The organism is Yinghuangia seranimata (assembly GCF_029953285.1).
GTDB lineage: Bacteria > Actinomycetota > Actinomycetes > Streptomycetales > Streptomycetaceae > Yinghuangia > Yinghuangia seranimata.
Genome location: NZ_JASAOI010000010.1, coordinates 349,952 through 368,711 on the forward strand (window position 1 = coordinate 349,952; position 18,760 = coordinate 368,711).

The 18,760-nt window shown below is 75.1% G+C and carries 13 protein-coding genes; 6 read left to right on the forward strand and 7 right to left on the reverse strand.

What is annotated here, in order from left to right; translation table 11 throughout:
* The first annotated feature begins 127 nt into the window (after nt 1–127).
* Nucleotides 128–724, forward strand: a complete 597-nt coding sequence (locus QI554_RS07810) for a DUF4396 domain-containing protein (RefSeq protein ID WP_281467449.1) — start codon at nt 128–130, stop codon at nt 722–724.
* Nucleotides 725–887: 163 nt separating this feature from the next.
* Here the strand turns inward: QI554_RS07810 and QI554_RS07815 are convergent, their stop codons facing one another.
* Nucleotides 888–2,474: a hypothetical protein gene (locus QI554_RS07815; RefSeq protein WP_281467348.1), complete on the reverse strand. Its 1,587-nt coding sequence runs from the start codon at nt 2,472–2,474 to the stop codon at nt 888–890.
* Between the two features lie 103 nt (nt 2,475–2,577).
* Entirely contained in the window at nt 2,578–2,955 is a 378-nt protein-coding gene (locus QI554_RS07820) for an SgcJ/EcaC family oxidoreductase (RefSeq protein WP_281467350.1), read from the reverse strand.
* 210 nt (nt 2,956–3,165) lie between these two features.
* Here QI554_RS07820 and QI554_RS07825 point away from each other — a divergent pair, with 210 nt between their 5' ends.
* Nucleotides 3,166–4,512 (forward strand): NAD(P)/FAD-dependent oxidoreductase, encoded by a 1,347-nt coding sequence (locus QI554_RS07825; RefSeq protein ID WP_281467352.1) that lies wholly within the window; start codon nt 3,166–3,168, stop codon nt 4,510–4,512.
* A gap of 22 nt (nt 4,513–4,534) precedes the next feature.
* Here the strand turns inward: QI554_RS07825 and QI554_RS07830 are convergent, their stop codons facing one another.
* The 3 genes from QI554_RS07830 to QI554_RS07840 all read right to left on the reverse strand — a co-directional run bounded on the left by QI554_RS07830 (nt 4,535) and on the right by QI554_RS07840 (nt 8,658).
* Nucleotides 4,535–6,925 (reverse strand): CaiB/BaiF CoA-transferase family protein, encoded by a 2,391-nt coding sequence (locus QI554_RS07830; RefSeq protein WP_281467354.1) that lies wholly within the window; start codon nt 6,923–6,925, stop codon nt 4,535–4,537.
* A 120-nt stretch (nt 6,926–7,045) separates the two neighbouring features.
* Nucleotides 7,046–7,486 carry a Zn-ribbon domain-containing OB-fold protein gene (locus QI554_RS07835; protein ID WP_281467355.1) on the reverse strand — a complete coding sequence of 147 codons (441 nt, stop codon included), beginning with the start codon at nt 7,484–7,486 and terminating at the stop codon, nt 7,046–7,048.
* Nucleotides 7,483–8,658, reverse strand: coding sequence for a thiolase family protein (locus QI554_RS07840; protein ID WP_281467357.1), 1,176 nt, complete (start codon nt 8,656–8,658; stop codon nt 7,483–7,485). Before QI554_RS07840 ends, QI554_RS07835 begins: the two co-directional genes overlap by 4 nt.
* Before the next feature lie 388 nt (nt 8,659–9,046).
* On the opposite strand from QI554_RS07840, the gene QI554_RS07845 reads away from it, so the two are divergent.
* Together QI554_RS07845 and QI554_RS07850 are read left to right on the forward strand one after the other, a co-directional pair.
* Nucleotides 9,047–12,193: an ATP-binding protein gene (locus QI554_RS07845; protein WP_281467359.1), complete on the forward strand. Its 3,147-nt coding sequence runs from the start codon at nt 9,047–9,049 to the stop codon at nt 12,191–12,193.
* Complete coding sequence (locus QI554_RS07850; RefSeq protein WP_281467361.1) at nt 12,190–15,150, forward strand: AAA family ATPase; 2,961 nt, start codon at nt 12,190–12,192, stop codon at nt 15,148–15,150. Before QI554_RS07845 ends, QI554_RS07850 begins: the two co-directional genes overlap by 4 nt.
* Here the strand turns inward: QI554_RS07850 and QI554_RS07855 are convergent.
* Nucleotides 15,098–15,550, reverse strand: a complete 453-nt coding sequence (locus QI554_RS07855; protein WP_281467363.1) for a hypothetical protein — start codon at nt 15,548–15,550, stop codon at nt 15,098–15,100. The genes QI554_RS07850 and QI554_RS07855 overlap by 53 nt on opposite strands.
* A gap of 683 nt (nt 15,551–16,233) precedes the next feature.
* On the opposite strand from QI554_RS07855, the gene dapD reads away from it, so the two are divergent.
* Together dapD and QI554_RS07870 are read left to right on the forward strand one after the other, a co-directional pair.
* The gene (gene dapD / locus QI554_RS07860) at nt 16,234–17,229 is read left to right on the forward strand and encodes a 2,3,4,5-tetrahydropyridine-2,6-dicarboxylate N-succinyltransferase (RefSeq protein ID WP_281467451.1); all 996 of its coding nucleotides are present in this window, start codon (nt 16,234–16,236) and stop codon (nt 17,227–17,229) included.
* A 415-nt stretch (nt 17,230–17,644) separates the two neighbouring features.
* Entirely contained in the window at nt 17,645–17,980 is a 336-nt protein-coding gene (locus QI554_RS07870) for a helix-turn-helix domain-containing protein (protein ID WP_281467365.1), read from the forward strand.
* Between the two features lie 10 nt (nt 17,981–17,990).
* Here QI554_RS07870 and QI554_RS07875 read toward each other — a convergent pair whose 3' ends face one another.
* Complete coding sequence (locus QI554_RS07875; protein WP_281467367.1) at nt 17,991–18,752, reverse strand: HAD hydrolase-like protein; 762 nt, start codon at nt 18,750–18,752, stop codon at nt 17,991–17,993.
* Nucleotides 18,753–18,760: the final 8 nt, after the last annotated feature.

Genomic DNA, 18,760 nt, shown 5'->3' on the forward strand with positions numbered 1-18,760 from the left:
CGCCCACGCAGGGCACCACGAACACACGACCCACGCGGAACATTCCGAACACGCGGGGCATGGTGACCACGACGCGCACGCGAGACACGGCGAGCACCACGCGGGGCACGGGGACCACGCCGACCACGTGGCGCACGCGGGGCATGCCGGACGCGACCACTCGACGCACGGCGAGCACTCCGAGCACGCCGCGCACAGCGCGCACGCGGGGCACGACCACGCCGCGCACGCGGCGCACGCCGACCACAGCGCGCACGCGGGGCACGGCGACCACCACGGCCACCACGGCCCCGCCACCTGGAAGATGGCCGCGCTCGCGACGCTGCACTGCCTCACCGGCTGCGCCATCGGCGAGGTCCTCGGCCTGGTGATCGGCACCGGAGCGGGCATGGGCAACGGCAGCACCATCGTGCTGTCGATCGTGCTGGCGTTCGTCTTCGGCTACGGCCTGACCCTGTGGGGCATCCGCGGCGCGGGCCTCGGGCTCGGCGGCATGGTCAAGATCGCGCTGGCCGCCGACACGGTCTCGATCGTCGTCATGGAGATCATCGACAACGGCTTCATGATGTTCTACCCGGGCGCGATGGACGCGGGCCTCGGCGACGCGCTGTTCTGGGGCTCGCTGGTGGCGGCGCTGATCCTGGCGTTCCTGGTGACGACGCCGGTCAACAAGGCGCTGATCTCGGCGGGCAAGGGCCACGCGGTCGTGCACGGCATGCACTGACCCACCGCACGCACGACGGCCGGGGGGGGGCCCCCCCCCCGGGGCCCCCCCCCCCGGGGGGGGGGCGCCCCCCCCCCCCCCCCCGGCGGGGGGGGCACCCACCCCCGGGCCCCGCCCCGGCCGTTTCGCGTCCCGCATCCCGCGTCCCGCGTCGTGCGCCGGATCAGCCCGGGTCGGTCCGGACGTTCACGTTGACCGGCACGTCCTGCCGCATCGTGAAGGAGCACGGCGCGTGCGTGTTGATCTCGGTGGTGCAGCCGGGCACGCCCCACGTGTACACGTAGTCCCTGGCACGCAGGGTGACGCTGCTCCCGTCCTTGACGGTGTAGGGGCAGTTCGCGTTGGGCCCGTTGCACGTCGCCTGCGGGACGCCGTCGACGGTGACCGTGATCGCGGTGCCGGCCCACGAGCCCGCCGCGAGGTGGACGCCCAGCTGCCAGGTCCTGACCGGAGGCGGAGGGGCGGGAGGCGGCGGCGGCGCCTTGCCGGTTCCGCCGAACGTCGGCTCCTGGTTCTGCGGCTGCACCTGTACGGGCGCCGGGACCAGGGTGACCTGGCCGCCGGCCGGGCCGGCCTGTGCGGCGGGCGACCGGGTCGGGTTCCGGGCGACGGGTGCCTGGCCGGGGGGCGGCGACGCCTTGCCTCCGTTCGGGTCGGGCGCGCCGGCGCCGGGACGCCGCGCGTCCTGCGTCCCCTGCGTCGCGCCGGGTGCCGGGTTACGCGTGGACGGCGTGCCGGGGTTCCGCGAACGGGTCGGTGTGGCCTGGCCCGGGCCGGTGTCGCCCGGTTCGGTCCCCGGGCCCTGCTTGTCGGCGGCGTCGTCATAGGTCCACGGGTCCTGGCTCGCCGCGGAGCCGCCGCGCTTGTCGGCGTCGGCGCGGTGCCGGGCGGCGCGTTCTTCGGAGACCGCGACGGCCGCGGCGATGATCCCGAGGACGACGAACACCGTGGCCGCCACCCGGCGCACCGCGCGGCCGCCGTTCCGCCGGCCCGGGCGGGTCCGGCGGACCGGGTGGGTCCGGCGCACCGGCTGGGCCGGGTGGACGGGGTGGGCCGGGTAGGGCCGGCCGACCGGGTGCCCCGGGTGGGCCTGCCCGTTCGGATGGGCCGATCGGGCCGGGTCGGCCTGCCGCGGGGCGTCGTCCTCGCGTTCCGGCTTCGCGGCGACGATGACGGTGAGTTCGCCCCGCGCGGCGGTCTCGGGGCGGGCGACGGAGACCGCGCCGAGCCGTACGAGGTGCCGTTCGACGAGGTGCGCCGTTTCGCGCGTCCGCCCCACGGCGGCGGCGCCGGGCAGGCCGAGGGTGTCGCCGAGCCCGAGCAGTGTGCCGACCGGGTCGGGGCGGCGCGGGACGGTGCACGTCACGTCCCACGCGCCGGTCTCGCCGGGAGCCAGGCGCAGCGGCGGCGCGGGGTCGCGCCCGCGCCGTCCGGCGGCCGACACGGCGACCTGGACCTCGGCGTCGGGGGCGGTGAACTCCTCGGGGACGACCGGCCGGTACTCGTCGGTGTGCCGTCCGGCGTTGCGCACCATCAGCGGCACGGTGACGGAACGGCCTTCGCGGGTGAGGACCTCGCGGCGCGCGAACCATGCCTGTACGCCGTGTTCGACGTGGGTGGGGAGGCTGTCGGTGCGGGCTCCGCAGGTCTCGCCCCGGCACCACAGGTGTTCTCCGGGGCCCGCGGCGGTGTGTGGTTCTAAGGCGGGCTCCGCTTCGGCGCCGGCCCCGCAGATCGGACATCGAGCCATCGCCGCCCCCTTCCGGCGTGCGCGTGCTCTCCCGGGGCGGGTGTGCCCCACGGGTCCATCGTCGCGTGCCGGCGCCGTCGCGCGCTGCTGAACTTCCCTCGTTTCAGGCGTTCTTGGCGAGTGCCTCGGTGACGGCGGCGAGGTCGAAGTAGTCGCGCCAGTTCTGGATCTTGCCGTCGCGCAGTTCGAAGACGCCCATGACCTGGATGTCGAGGGTGTTGCCGTTGGCGAAGGTGAAGGTGTCGGTGCGCTCGTTGAGCACGGTGTCGCCGTTGACGGCCTGGTGGTGGACGGTGAAGTGGGCGCCGGTGAAGGGGCCGACGAAGCCGGCGATGAAGTCGCGGACCTCCTGGCGTCCGGTCACCGGCATGATCGGGATGTTGTGGTAGGTGGCGTCCTCGGCGAAGTAGCCGGCGAGTTCGTCCGGGTCGAGCCGACCCCAGGCGGCGATGAACTCGTCGACGAGCGCGGCTGCGTCCATGTGGTGGTGTCCTGTCCCCTCGGCGTGGTTGGCGGCCCGGCGACGGTAGCCGCCGGAGCATGCGACTTCCAGGGGAACGACTGTCACTCTTTCGCCACTATCCGTAACACTTCCGTTACTCACTGTCCTACTGTGTGAAACGCCCGGAATGTCTACTGGCACTGTCACGTCCTTCGCGTCAGCCGACGATGTCTCCCGGAGGTCCCGCCCATGACGGCCGTCCCGCCCGCTCCCCCACCATCGCCGTCCTATCCGTGGACGCTGCGGCCACGCGTGCCCGCGCCGGTGCGACGCGGCGCGGTCGTCGACGTCGTCATCGTCGGCGGCGGGCTCGCCGGGGTCGCGGCGGCCCACGCGCTGGCCCTGCGCGGGGTGACCGACGTGCTCGTGGTCGAACGCGGCGGCGTCGGCGGGCCCGACCCGGCCGCGTTCGCGACGCCCGGCGGGCTCGGTGGATTCGGCGCGGTCGGCACGACGGTGCACTGCCACCACCCGCTGCCGGCCCTCGCGGCACTGGCGTGGTCGGGGCTGCGGCTGCTCGAGGACGCGCCCGAAGCGCTGGGCTCCGACCCGGGGTTCCGCCGGACCGGGCACGTGGTGGGAGTCGGGCCCGAGCGGGTCCGGGCGCTCGCCGCCGAGGTCGCGGCGCGGCACGCGCTGGGCGTGGACGTCGAACTGGTGCGGCGCGAGGACGCGACGGCGCTGCTGCCGACGGCCGACCTGCGGGACGTGGCGGCGTTCGCGTACGAGGCGCGCGGCGGCTCAGGTGACCCGGCGCGCACCCGCCACGCGTTCGCGCGCGCGGCGGTACGGGCGGGCGCGCGGATCCGGCAGGGCGTGGTGGCGGTCGCACTGGCGACCAACCGGGGCGGCGACCGGGTGACCGGGGTGCGGCTGGCCGACGGGCAGGTGGTCACGGCCGGGACGGTGCTGGTGGCGGCGGGCCCGGACACCGCCGGGCTGGTCGGGGCGCTGGGGGTGCGGCTGCCGCTGCGCGCGCTGCGCGAGCCGGTGGTCGCGGTCGACCCGGCGACGCCGCTCCCGACGCGTGTGCCGACGCCGGTGTTCTCGGACCTGGTGACGCCGCAGTACGTGTCCGCCGACGGCCCCCTGCTACTGGTCGGCCGCGGCCCGCGCGGCGCCGGACCCGCGGGCGAACCCCCGTACGGCATCGGCCCCGAGCCCGCGGTGGAGCGAGCCGGGGACGCCGAGACCGAACGGGCCGTACGGCGCTTCGCGGCACGGTTCCCGGGCTGCCCGGACGCGGCGTTCGTGGCGTCGTACGCGGTCCGGCACCACACGACCCCGGACGGGGTCCCCGCAGTCGGCGCGGCAGGCCCGGACGGCCTCTTCGTCGCAGCCGGCTTCGGCGGCCACAGCCTCGCGCTCCCCCCGGCGGCGGGCGCGCTCGTCGCCGACCTGATGTGCGAGGGCGCCAGCACGGACCCCCTGGTCCCGGCGTCGGTCTTCGCCCCGGACCGCTTCACCACGACGGCCCCGCCAGACCGCACCCACCGCGAGGCGGAGGCGAGGGAGCCGGCACGAGCCGCCGGCTGACGGGAGAGGCCTGCCCCGTGGGTCAGCCTGGGGTTGTTCCCACTATTCCCTTCGCCTCCAGTGCGGCCAGGTCTTCCTCCGACAGGCCCAGTTCGCCGCACAGGACCTCTGTGTTGTGCTCGCCTAGCGTCGGTGCGGCGCGGGTGAGCCAGGGGCCTGGGGCGGAGGCGAGGCGGAACGGGAGGCCGGGGACGCGGTGGGGGCCGGTTACGGGGTGGGTGACCTCGGTGAGGAAGCCCCGTCGGGCCAGCTGTGGGTCGTCGGCTATGCCTGCGGGCGGGACGACGACCGCGGCGGGGATGCCCGCGCCGCGCAACTGGCCTTCCAGGGCGCCCGCGTCGCGGGTCGCGAAGCAGGCCGCGAGGGCCGCGTCGATCGGGTCCTCGGCCGCCCGGCGTTCGGCGTGGTTTTCCGTCCCGGACCAGGGCAGGGCGACGTCGAGCAGTTCGACGAGGGCCGCCCAGTGGGTGTCCGTCTCGACGGCGAGCGCGAGCCATGTGTCGTCGCCCGCGCACCGGTAGACGCCCTGGGGCGCCGCGCCGGGCCCGCGGTTGCCCGCGCGGCGGGTCTCGCGGCCAGTCGCGGTCCACGTCACGAGCGCTTCCGCCGCGATGTTGAGGGTGGCTTCGACCATCGTGGCCTCGACCATCGTCCCCACTCCGGTGCGGTCGCGTTCGGCGAGCGCGGCGAGCAGCGCGAACACGGCGTGGGTCCCGGCGTTGGGGTCGCACGGCCCGCGCGGGATGAGCGGCGGCCCGTCGGCGGCGCCGGTGGCCCACGCCATGCCGGAGATCTGCTCCATGGTCTGCGCGAACCCGGTGCGGTCGCGCCACGGCCCGTCGAGGCCGAAGGCCGGCATGCGCAGCAGCACCAGGCGCTCGTTGCGTTCGTGGAGGGTGTGCCAGGTCAGACCGAGGTTGTCGAGGACGCGCGGGGAGAAGTTCTCGATGACGACGTCGGCGCGTTCGGCGAGCCGCAGGACGAGGTCGTGGCCCTCGGGTGTGGCGAGGTCGAGGGTGACGGCGCGCTTTTGGGGGTTGGCGCCGAAGTAGACCATGCCCCATTCCCACCACTGGGGTTCGCCGGGTTTGCGGGCGGACGCGAACCGCATGCCGTCGGGGCGTTTCGGCGACTCGACCTTGAGGACGTCGGCGCCGAGCGCGGCGAGCGTCAGTGTCGCGCTGGGGCCGGCCCAGAACGCGGTGAGGTCGAGGACGCGGAGTCCTGCGAGCGGTAGTTCCGGTGACGTCCCGGACGGAGGTTGCCTGTGAACGGTGTCCACACGCGGTTTTCGCGACGGCGCGGCGTCGAACGGCACGCCTGTGAACCCGCCGATCCGATACGGCACGCGGGGTTGCGCGAATCCGCCGACCGGGTTGGGTACGAACACGCCGCGGGCGACGAAGTGGTCCATGCCGGTGAGCGTGGAGGGCGTGCCGACGTCGGCGACGGGTATCCGCAGCGCCCCGGCGAGCGCGACGACGTCCGCGGTGCGCTGCTTGGTCGTCCATTCGCGTACGTAGCCGAGGAACTCGTTGCGGTGCCGGGCGCGTTCGCCCATGGTGGCGAAGCGGGGGTCGTCGATGAGGTCGGGCCGCTCGATCATGAGCAGGAAGTCCTGGAGCTGCTGTCCGGTGCCGAGGCAGAACCCGACCCAGCCGTCGGCGGTGGGTTCGATGGAGGGGATCTCCAGGGTGCGGCCGCCGGCGAACGGGGTTCCGGCGGCGCGGAACAGCGAGGCCGTGACGGACCCGTAGGTCTGCATGGTCGAGGCCATGCATTCGAGCATGGACACGTCGGCGTGGTCGCCGTGTCCGGTGCGGCGGGCGGCGAGGGCGGCGGCCAGTGCGGCGACGGCGGCGTATCCGCCGGTCACCCACTCCCCTATATGTCCGCCCGCTTGGAGCGGCGTGGTGCCCGCGAGGCCGCGTCCGCCGGTCGATCCGCAGCGGGCCTGCAACGTGAACTCGGTGGCGGGTCCGAGGGGTTCGGTATCGCGTCCGTACGGGGTGAGGGAGACGACGACCAGCCCGGGGTTCCGGGCGCGCAGCGCGGCGAGGTCCGGGTCCGGGAGCCGACCGTCCTCGACGAGCACGTCCGCGCCGGCGGCCAGGTCGGCCACGGCCCGTCGTACATCGTCGCCGTCGCCGTCGCCGTCGCCGTCAGGCAGCGGCACCAGGTGCTTGCCGACCGCGAGGTACCGGAACAGGGGCGCGTCGGCCTCGGTGAGGCCGGGCGCGGGGGTGCCGTCGAACTCGCCGTCGCGGCCGCGCCGCAGCGGGTCGCCGCCGGACGGTTCGGCCTTGACGACGTAGGCGCCCGCGTCGCGCAGCAGTTTGGCGCAGTAGCCGCCGGGGACGCCGGTGGACAGTTCGAGGACCGTCAGGCCGGACAGCGGTGCGGGGGGTGTCACGCGATCAGCCTCCAGTCGGCGCCGCGGGCGGCTCGGTTGCGGGAGGTGCGGGTGGCGGGCGGGCTCAGGCCTCGGGCCTCAGACCTCAGGCCTCAGACCTCAGGCCTCAGGCCTCAGACCTCAGTCGCCCGTCGTCGGCGGCGCGAACTGCGGTCGGAAGTAAGGCAGGACGCGTTCGCCGCCCACCCCGTGGTGGTCGACGCGGACGCGCAGGCCCTCGCGTACCGCGTCGGCGTCGATGCCGATGAGGTTGGTCAGCATGCGGTAGCCCTCGTCGAGGTCGACGATGGCGACGGCGTAGGGCGTGGTGAACGCGGGGGTGACGGGTCTGTGGACGACGGTCCAGCTGTAGACGGTGCCGAGCCCGGCGCTGACCCGCCATTCGAGGCCGCGCGACGTGCAGCCGCGGCATAGGTCGGTCGGCGTGAAGTTGGCGGTGCCGCAGTCGGTGCACCGCTGGTACCGGAGTTCGCCGTCCGCGCAGCCGTCCCAGAAGGGGGCGCTGAGCGGGGTGACCGGGTTGAGCGGTATGCCGGTCTGGGGTGCGAGCACGGTTGTCACGGCCTTTCCGTTCCGAACAGCGCGACCTGGCTGAACAGTGCGCCGGAGCCGCCGGCGCTGGCCAGCGCGACGCGGGCGCCGGGGATCTGGGTCGAGGCGCACGTGCCGCGCACCTGTTGGACGGCCCGGATGGCGCGCTGCAGCATCTGCGGGTTGGACCCCGCGTGGCTGTACGACAGCAGTCCGCCGTCGGTGGTCACGGGGTGGTTGCCGTCCGGCGCGATGTGGCCGTCGGCGACGAAGGGGCCGCCCTCGCCGGGGGCGCAGAACCCGAACGCCTCGAGCTGTCTGATGACTTCGAAGGAGAAGGGGTCGTACAGCTCGAGGACGTCGACGTCGGCGCGGCTGAGTCCGGCGGTGCGGAACGCGCGGTCGGCGGCGCGTTGTCCGACGAGCCCTGCGGAGGGTTGTCCGGCGCGCCGCCCGGCGAGGTCGTAGGCGGGCGGGTGCTGGTAGGCGGGGCCGAGGCAGTCGGACGCCATGCCGAGCAGGTACACGGGGGCGTGGGGCAGGTCGGGGGCGCGGTCGGCGGCGGTGAGGACGAGGGCGCAGCCGCCTTCGGAGGTGATGGCGCAGTCGAGCAGCCGGAAGGGGTCGGCGATGGGGCGGGACGCGCGGATGTCGGCGGGGGTGTAGGGGCCGCGGCCGTGGTAGACGGCGTCGGGGTTGACGTGGCCGTTGTTGCGGATGGTCGCGGCGACGACGGCCAACTGGTCTTCCGTGGTGCCGTACTCGATCATGTGGCGGCGTGCGATGAGGGCGAACTCGGCGGCGGTGAACAGGCCCCAGGGGATGACGAACTCGTTCTCGGGGCGGGTCCAGGGGGCGGTGGCGGCGCGTTCGGTGTAGACGCCGGCTTCGCCGGACGCGACGACGGCGACGTCGCACATGCCGGCGGCGATCGCGGCGGCGGCTTCGGCGATCATGCCGAGGCCGTACTGCGTGCCGCGCCAGGCGGGGCCGACCCTCAGGTCGTGGATGAGCCGGGCGGACAGGTCGGCGGCGCTGACGCCGTCGACGTCGTCGAGGGTGAGTCCGGCGTCGGCGAGGGCGCCGTGGACGGCGTCGACGGTGATGGACAGCGAGGTGTGGCCGGGCAGGGCGCGGGCCTGCGCGGTGTTGTGCACGCCCGCGATCGCGACGCCGCGGTACGGATGGGACCCGGGGGCCACGCCTCTCCTCCTCAGCCGTACCTGCGATGAACGCCCATTGGAAGCGGGACTTGACGAGGAGTCAAGGCCGAAGGTTGTAGAGGCTCACTATCGGTTGCGGTCATTCCCGGTCGGTTTGGGCGACAACCGCGGAAATCCCGGACGCGGGTTCGCGGACCTCGACCGGGTCTGTCCGAAGGCTGACGCGGACCGCCCGCCGGCTGACGGTTGTGAGCGGCGCCAACGACCGGGTCGGGTCGGTCGGTGGACCGTATCGCCGCATTCAATGAGGACTTCTGTGTTAAGGCGGGCACATCGGGTGACCCTCATGCGCCAGGATGGATCCTGCAAACGCGTCCGACCGACCGCCATCGGGCGGCGCGTGCACCCTCGTGGGGAAGGTGCCGTGATGGCAGAAGCGAACGGTTCGCGGGGATCCGGGACCCCGCTGCCCGCCGAGGTGTCGGCGGACGTGCCGCCGCCTGGCCGCGCGCTGGGAGCGCTTGCCCGGCGTGCCAATGGCGCGCACGGTGTCGACGTGCTCGGCGCCGGGTCGGGCGCGGCCTCCGGCGGGAACGCCGTCGTAGGCCCGGTCGCGGGGTCCGCTGTGGGCTCCGCGCTGGAGGGCGCGGGGTCCGGGGTGGCGGCCGGCGTGGATCCCCGCATGGTCAACGGACAGGGGCCGGGTTCCGTCGAGGTGGTCCACTGGGACGGCTCCGAACCCCTGCTCACCCAGGCCCCGTTGCTGGAGCGCGACGGCGAGCTCGCGCTGGTCCGCGCCGTCGTCGAGAACCTGTGCCGGCACGCCCGCGCACGCTCCGGCGGATTCCCCGACGGCCTGCCCGACGGCGGCGGTACCGCGGCCGGGCTCGGCGCGGGTGTCGGGGTCGGCGTCGCGAACCACACCGTCAGCAAAGGCCGGCACGCTGCGCCGCCCGTCCCGCACCCCACCGGGCCGGTCTCCGGCGAGCTGCTGATCGTCGAGGGCCTGGCGGGCTACGGCAAGACGACCATGCTCGACCAGGTCCGCCGGATCGCCGTCGAACACCACTGCACGGTGCTGCACTCGCGCGGCGGCGAGCGCGAACAGGCCCGATCCTTCTCCGTCGTCAAGCAGCTGTTCTTCAACCTGCTGGCCGGCTGCACCGGCGACGAACGCGCCGCGCTGCTCGGCGACTGGTACGACATCATCGCGCCCGCGCTCGGCCTGTGCCCGGCCACCGCGGGCTCCACCCCGGACCCGCTCGGTGTCCGCGACGCGCTCGACTGGCTGATGACCGGCCTGACCCGGCACCGCGGCCCGATCGTCATGGTCGTCGACGACGTGCAGTGGGCGGACGCCGAATCCCTGGAGTGGCTGGTCAACTTCGCCCGCAACCTCGACCAGCTGCCGGTCCTCCTCGTGGTCGGCCGGCGCAGCGAGGAGTCCACCGACGTCGACGAGTTGCTGCGCGAGATGTCGACGCTCGACCGCACCCGCACCGTCCACCTGGGCACGCTGTCGCCCGCCGCGGTGACCCGGGTCGTCGAGGTCGGTCTCGGGGTGCGCGGCGACGACGTGTTCAACGCCCGCTGCCATGAAGTCACCGACGGCAGCCCGTTCGTGCTGTGGGCGATGGTCGGCGAACTGCGCCGGCGCCGGCTCGCGCCGGTCGGGTCGAACGCGTCCGAGCTCGCCGCGATCGCGGCCGCGACGATCGGCCCGAAGCTGGCCGCGCGTCTGGAGCGCATGGGCGACTGCACGATCGAGGTGGCCCGCGCGATCGCCGTGCTCGGCAGCGACGCGACCCCGGTGCGGGTCGCCGAACTCGCGGGCGTGGACGTCCCCAAGGTCGGGGTGATAGCCGACCGGCTGCGCGCCGCCGCGATCCTCGTCGACCAGGACACCCTCGGGTTCCTGCACCCGCTCATCGCGACCGCCGTCTACCAGTGGATCCAGCCCAGCGCCCGCAGTGCGCTGCACGCCCGCGCCGCCCGCCTGCTCGTGCAGGACGGCCGCGACGCGCGGTCGGCCGCCGTGCACCTTCTGGTCACCGAGCCGTGCGGAGACGCCTGGGTCGTCGAGCAGTTGCGCACCGCGGCCGACCAGGACAAGAGGGCCGGTGCGCCGGACTCCGCGCTGCGCTACCTGCAGCGCGCCCTGCGCGAACCGCCGCAGCGCGACGACCGGGCCGCGGTGCGCTACGAGTTGGGCCGCGCGTCGTTCGTCAGCTCGCCGTCCGACGCGATCATGCACCTGCGCGCGGCGCTGGCCGACGACGCCGCGGACCGGGTGCTGCGCGAGTCGATCGTGCTGCAGCTCGCCCGCGCGCTCGGCTACACCGACCAGATCCAGGCGGCGGTCGAACTCCTCGACCAGGAGGCGGCCGCCGCGAACGCGTCCAGCACGCGGCTGCGGCTCCAGGTTGAGCACTTCCTGTGGGCGGTGTTCTGGGTCGACGACCCAGACTACCACACGCGTTCGCGGCGCCTGAAGAACCTCGTCGTCCGCCTGGAGGGCAACAACCGCACCGAGCGCTGCCTGCTGGCGCTGCGCGCCTGGTACGGGGTGGTGCGGGGCGACCCGATGGTGCAGGTGCTGGCGAGCGCCGACCAGGCGTGGGGACCGGGCCTGACGTGGACCGACGAGGACTGGGGCTTCGAGATCCCCAGCCTGCTCGCGCTGACGTACATGTACTGCGACCGCAACGACCGCGCCGAGCAGCTGTTCACCGCCGGTATCGCGGAGCTGCGTTCGCACGGCTGGCGCGGCACGCACCTGTCGTACGCGCACTCGATGCGCAGCCTGGTGCGCTACCGGCAGGGCAAGCTGCTGCTCGCCGAGGAGGACTGCCGGATCGGGCTGCGGCTGGCGTTGCGCCTGGGTCCGCTTGCGCCCGCGCGCTGGTATCCGATCGGCACGCTGATCCAGGTGCTGCTGGCGCGCGGGCGGGTGCGTGAGGCGGTGCGGCTCGCGGAGGAGCACGAGTTCACCGAGCCGTTCCCGAACGCGGTCGTGTTCCCGGATCCGCGCGCGGTGAGCGGCGAACTGCGGCTGGCCGCCGGGATGCCCGCGGAGGCGGCGGCGGACCTGGCGGCGGCCGGGGAGAAGCTGGAGGGGCGCGGTGTGGCCAATCCGGCGTGGTGTCCGTGGCGGGTGAACCTCGCGAAGGCGTTGTCGGCGTACGACCCGGAGACCGCGTACGAGCAGGCGTGCGAGGCGCTGCGCCGCGCGTACCGGTTCGGCGCGCCGTCCGCGATGGGGCAGGCGTTGCGCGTGACGGGCCGTCTGGAGGGCGGGCAGAAGGGGCTGGCGAAGATCGAGGACGCGCTGATGTGGCTCGAACACTCCGACGCGCGCTACGAGTACGCGGTGACGCTGGTCGAGTACGGCATCCTGCTGCGCCGCGAGTTCGGCGACCGGGACGCGGTGGACCCGCTGTTCGAGGGGCTGACGGTCGCCGTGGAGTGCGGCGCGGACGCGCTCGCCGACGCGGCGCGCGCCGAACTGGTGGACATGGGCGAGCTTCCGCCCGTGGTGGGGTCGGGTCCCGCGGGCTACGGGCCGATACCGTGAGCGCCGCGGCGGCCGCCGCCCACGATCCGGGGCCCGAGCAGTTGTTCGAGCGGGTGCGCGAGCTGTCGATGGTGCACACGCTGGTCCGGGGGCTGTCGGGCCCGGTGGGCTCGGACGGCGGCGGGCGCGGCGGGCTGCTGATGTTCGAGGGCGCGGCGGGGCTCGGCAAGACGTCGCTGGTGGACGCGACGCGGCGGATCGCGGCGACGTACGGCACGACGGTGCTGCACGCCAAGGGCGGCGAGCGCGAGCAGGGCCGCGCGTTCCACGTGGTGCGGCAGTTGTTCCGGCGGCTGCTGGTGGCGTGCGGCGAGACGGAGCGGCACGACCTGCTGGGCGGCTGGTGGGATTTGGTGGCTCCGGCGGTGGGCCTGGCGCCGCCCGCGCCGGCGCCGGACGGCGAGGGCGGTGACGGCGCGGCGCCCGATCCGCAGGGGGTGCGGGACGCGCTGGACTGGCTGATGGCCGGTCTCGGGCAGCGGCGCGGCCGGATGGTGGTGCTGGTCGACGACGCGCACTGGGCGGACCGCGAGTCGCTGACGTGGCTGGAGTCGTTCGCGCGCACGATCGAGGCGACGCCGGTGCTGATGGTGGTGACGCGCCGTCCGGAGGAGCCGACGCCGAACGCGGACCTGCTCGGCGAGCTGGCGGGGCTGCCGGGCATCCACCGGCGCGACCTGTCGCCGCTGTCGCCGCCGGCGGTCTCGGCGATGGTGCGGCAGCGGCTGGGGGCGTGCTCGGACGAGGTGTTCTGCCGTACCTGCCATGCCGCGACCGACGGAAACCCTTATGTGGTGGGCCAGTTGCTGGGCGAGGTGGTGGACCGCGAGCTGAAGCCGACCGCGGCGAACGCCCGCCACCTGGACACGCTCGCGGCGGCGATCGTCGGCCGCGGCATGATCGCCCGCCTGGAGCGCACCGGCAGCGCCGCGGTGGGGATCGCCCGCGCGGTGGCGGTGCTCGGCGCCGACGCGACGCTGGGGCGGGCCGCGGCGCTCGCCGGGCTGGACGCCGACGCGGCCGTCGGTCCGGCCGACCGGCTGCGCGCGGTAAGGGTGTTCGGGTCGGGCGAGCAGCTCGACTTCGCGCACCCGACCATCGCGACCGAGGTGTACCGGCGAATACCGCCGCAGGCCCGCGGCGCGCTGCACGCCCGCGCCGCGCGTCTGCTCATCGGGGACGGCCACGACGAGGCGCAGGCCGCCGCGCACCTGCTGGCCACCTACCCGTCCGGGGACCCGTGGGTGGTCGACCGGCTGCGGGCCGCCGCGCGGCAGGACGCGCGCGCGGGTGCCCCCGACGCCGCGTACCGCAACCTGCTGCGGGCTTTGGAGGAGCCGCCGTTCGGGGAGGAGCGCACGGCGGTGCTGTACGAGCTCGGGCTGACCGCGTTCGTGCACGATCCGCGCGCCGCGATCGACCACCTGTACTCGGCGCTCGCGGGCACGCACCCCGAACGGCCGTTCCGGCAGGCCATCGTGCTGCGGCTCGCCAAGGCGCTGGCGCACGACGACCGGATGGCCGAGGCGGTGCGGCTGCTCGACGCGGAGGCCCGCGCCACGAAGGTCTCGCGCGGCCGGCTGCGGCTGCAGGCGGAGCACTTCCTGTGGGCGCTCTTCTGGGTCGACGACGGCGAGGCGCACGCGCGGGCGCGCCGGCTGCGGTCGCTCGCGGGGCGGCTGGCGGGCTCCGACACCACCGAGCGCGCGCTGCTGGGCATGCGCGCCTGGTACGGGGTGGTGCGCGGCGACCCGGCGGTGCAGGTCATCGCGTACGCCGAGCGCGCCATGAACCCTCCGTTGAGCTGGGTCGACGAGGACTGGGGCTTCGAGGTCCCGGTGCTGACCGCGCTCGCGTTCCTGTACTGCGACCAGCCCGAGCGGGCGGAGGCGTGCTTCCTCGACGGCATCGCCGAGCTGGAGGCGCGCGGCTGGCGCGGCACGCACCTGGCGTTCGGGCACACGCTGCTGGCGCACATCCGCTACCGGCAGGGGCGGCTCGCGGAGGCGGAGGCGGGCGCCCGCGTCGGGCTGGAGTACGCCGACCGGCTCGGGCCGGACGCGCCCGCGCGCTGGTACGCGGTCGGCACCCTCATGCAGGTCCTCATGGCGGTCGGGCGGCTGGACGAGGCCCAGGAGCTCGCCGACCGGTACGGCTACGGCGAACCCTTCCCGCAGGCCGTCGTGTTCCCGGTGCCGCAGGTGGTGTGCGGGGAACTGCACCTGGCGCGGCACGAGTACGCGGCCGCGGTGGAGGACCTGACCGCGGCGGGGACGGGGCTGGACGCGCGCGGGTCGACGAACCCGGCGTGGTGCCCGTGGCGGCCGTACCTCGCGCACGCGCTGCTGCCGACGGATCCGGCGGCGGCGCGAAGGGTCGCGAACCGGGCCGTGGGACAGGCGTACGTGTTCGGCGCGCCGTCCGCGCTCGGGCAGGCGCTGCGCGCCGCCGGGCAGGTCATCGGCGGCGCGGAGGGCCTGGCGAAGCTCGGCGAGTCGGTGCGCTGGCTCGCGGACTCGCCGGCCCGGTTCGAACACGCGCTCTCGCTCGTGGAATACGGTGCGGCGCTGCGGCGCGCGAAGCGGATCACGGAGGCGCGGCTGCAGCTCGGCGCGGGTCTGGAGGCGGCGGTGCGGTGCGGGGCCGAGGCGTTGGCGGCGCGGGCGCGGGCGGAGCTCATCGCGGCCGGCGGGCGGCCGCGGCGCGCGTACCGGACGGGCGTGGAGGCGCTGACCGTGCGCGAACGCCAGACCGCCGAACTGGTGGTCGGCGGCCTGTCGAACGCGGCGGTGGCCCGGCACCTGGCGGTGCGCGTCGGCACCGTGCAGAAGCACCTGACGGCGGTCTACGCCAAGCTCGGCACCGACCGGGCGGGGCTGGCCGACTGCCTGGAGGCGGCCGGGTTCACGGCGCCCGGGTCAGCACCGCCCGCGAGTAGAGCACGGGGCGGTAGGTGATCACCGAGCGGCTGAGGCGCAGCGTCATGCCGCGTCCCAGCCGGTCCAGGGCGACGGTGACGGGGCTGCTGCCGTAGCCCTCGATGGTGATCGACCCGGTCCCGTGCGGCAGGTCGAGGCGGCCGTACGCGTAGCCGAGCAGCACGTGCGAGCGGCGGTACCGGAACCGTGCGGCGTCGCCGGGGTCGTCGGCGGGCTTCGCGTCGATCAGGTACGCGGTGTGCACGCCGCGGAAGGAGCCGTTCGCCGCGAGCCGGATGTCGAGGAAGAAGTCCCGCAGGTCGTAGCCGTCGTGGCCGTCGCCGCCCGGCACGACGACCGGGTCGGACACCCAGCGGGCGGCCGGCCCGCGCGCGGGTCGCGCCGTGGGGAGCGGGGGCAGGCGAGAGGTCAGTGCCATGAGGGCTCCTGCGGACGGGGTCGCGGACGTCGTTCTACGGGACGAACTGCGGCGCGGCCGACGAGCAGGCCGGACGCGCCGTGTCGGGCTCCGACCCGCGTGCGGCGTCGGCCGGGAGCCGCCACCCCCGCCAGGGTGGTGCCGCACGCGGGTCTCGGAGGCCGGTGCGCCGCGGCGTGCGGCGCGGCCCGGCGGGACCGTGCTGTTCCGTGGGGATCCGTGGGGAACCTGTGGGGATCCGCGGGGATCCGTTGTGCTCGGTCGTGTGCGGCGGCGCTCCGGTGTGTCGCGGCGGGGGCGGGCGCGTGCCCGGCACGCCCGACCGGCCCGTCCGACCGACGAGTCCGCTGCCAGACGACACCTCCGCTCCCGGCGTCCTCGCGCCGGATCGGGCCCACCCGTGGCAGCGGACCCGTCCGGCCACCCCCCAGCGGCCGCACCGCCGTCCCCCCTCGGTGGGCGCGCGGCCGCGCGAGCGTACGAGCGCTCGTGGGTGCCAGCCTGCCGGACCGGGACGTGCGGCGCAGTGGAGGAACCCCTCTACTCTTTGCCGCCCAAAGACCCCTGATTGGGGTCGGATACCCGCCAAGGCGTCGGTATCCGGCCGCCCGCGGCAGACGCGGGCCGCCGCGGGCCGCCGCACCGGGGGGCTGCGGGAGGCGCCCGGTAACGTAGGCGGCGTGATCGACACGTCTTCCTCCCCCGCTTCCCCGACCGCCGGAGCCGTCGCGGCCGGCCTGGCCACGCTCGCGGCCGACGGCACCGTGCTGGACACCTGGTACCCGGCCCCCGCGCTCACCGACGGCGGCGACAAGGCCGAAACCGTGCGCCTGACCGCCGACGAGGCCGTCGCGGCGCTCGGTGCCGACGTGGCCGCCGGGCTCGGCGCCGACGAGCTGCGCGGCGTCGAGGTGGTCGCCGTCCGCACCGTGATCGGCTCGCTCGCCGACGCCCCGGTCGACGCCCACGACTCCTACCTGCGGCTGCACCTGCTCAGCCACCGCCTGGTCCGCCCGCACGGCGCGAACCTCGACGGCGTGTTCGGGCTGCTGGCCAACGTCGCGTGGACCAACCTCGGACCGGTCCCGGTCGACGGCGTCGCCGCCGCCCGGCTGCGGGCGCGTGCCGCGCGCGTGCCGTTCGAGGTCGCGGGCGTGGACAAGTTCCCGCGCATGACCGAGTACGTGATCCCGTCGGGCGTCCGCATCGCCGACACCACCCGGGTCCGCCTCGGCGCGCACCTGGCGTCGGGCACGACGGTCATGCACGAGGGCTTCTGCAACTTCAACGCCGGCACGCTCGGCGCCTCCATGGTGGAAGGCCGCATCAGCGCGGGCGTCGTGGTCGGCGACCACAGCGACGTCGGCGGCGGCTCCTCGATCATGGGCACCCTGTCGGGCGGCGGCAAGCAGGTCATCTCCGTCGGCGAACGCTGCCTCCTGGGCGCCAACGCGGGCATCGGCATCTCGCTCGGCGACGACTGCATCGTCGAGGCCGGCCTCTACGTCACCGCCGGCACCCGCGTCACCCTCCAGGACGGCACCGTCGTCAAGGCCGCCGAACTCTCCGGCCGCGACGGCCTCCTCCTGCGCCGCAACTCCCAGTCGGGCGCGGTCGAGGGCATCTGGCGCACCGAGTCCTGGGGCTCCCTGAACGCCGACCTGCACAAGAACGACTGACCAAGGTCACGCCACCGAACGGGCGGGGGGGGGGGGGCGCCCCCCCCGGGCCGCCCCCCCCCCGGCGGGCGGCACCACCCCCCCCCCCCCCCCCCCCCCCCCCCGGGGGGGGGGGCCCCCCCCCCCCCCCGCCCCCCCCCCCGCCCGTTCGCATGAACGCCGCGCGAACGCCGCACCCGTGCTCGGGCGCCGCCCTGGCTTCGTCCCGTGGACGCCGACGCGAACTACAGCATCGAGCTCGAGCCGGAGGTCGAGCAGTGGTTCACGATGCTGCCCGCCCGCCAGTACCGCCAGGTCGAGGAGAAGGCCGAACCACTCGCGGCGCGCCCGACCACACTGGGTGAGCCGCATTCGCGCCACCTCGGTGACGGCCTCCGCGAACTGCGCTTCAGCCTCGACGGCGTCGGGAGGGCAAATGAACCACGCACGCCGGCAGATCGCGCGGGAGCGGGCGCTGCGCGGAGGTGTCGAGCCGCCGGAGGTGGCCGCGGCGCGGGAGCAGATCCGGTTGGCGATGGCGCTTGGGCAGTTGGTCCATGACCGCCGTACCGAGCTCGGGCTGTCGGAGGCGGGGCTCGGGGAGCGGCTCGGGGTGGCGGCCGACGAGGTTGAGCGGATCGAGGTGGGCGGCGTTCTGCCGGTCATGTCGGAGCTGTTGCTGCGGCTGGCCGTGGCTCTGGACGTCGTCGTCGACCTGCACGTCGCGGGCTCGGGCGCGAGCACCGTGGCGTTCGCGGTGCGGGCTGCTTGACCGTTGCCCGTCAGGCGGCTGCTTCGTCGTCGGGTTCGGGGCGGGTCAGGGTCAGGACGGCGTCGAGGAAGGCGGCGGTGTCGCTCAGGTCGGGGAGGACGGCGTGGGCGCCAGCGGCTTGCAGGGTGGCGGGTGGGGTGTTGCCGGTGGCCACGGCGAGGACGGCGGCGTTGTTGTCGAGGGCGGCTTCGACGTCGCGGACGGTGTCGCCGATCAGGACGGTGCGGCGGCCGGGGAAGTCGGTGCCGTAGACGGCGGCGGCGCGGTGGCGGGCTATCGGGACGAGGGCCGGGCGGTGGGCGTGGTCGTCGCCGTAGGCGCCGAGGTCGAGGCGGAGCAGGTCGGTGGGGAGCCCGCACATGGACAGTTTCACGCGGGCGGGGCCGGCGGTGTTGCCGGTGAGGACGCTCTGGACGACGTGGGCCGCGCGGTCGAGTTCGCGGACCGCGGCGACGGCGCCCGGTAGCGCGACGCCTTCGCGGCGGATCTGGTCGGCGCGGTCCACGATGCCCGCGCCGAGTGCGGCGGTGAGCGCGGCGACGAGGTCGTCGGTGGGGTCGATGCCGTGCGCGGTGAGGGTGTCGCGGGCGATCAGCAGGTCGGTGCTGCCCTCGAAGGGGACGTGTGCGGTGAGGGTGCGGCCGGTGACGGCGCGGAAGGCCTCGGCGTGGGCGTCGCGGCTGGCGTGCCCGGCTTTGACGAGGGTGCCGTCGAGGTCCCACAGGACGAGGACCGGCGCGGCGGGCTGCGGAGTGGCGGAGGCGTGCGGCACCCGGCCAG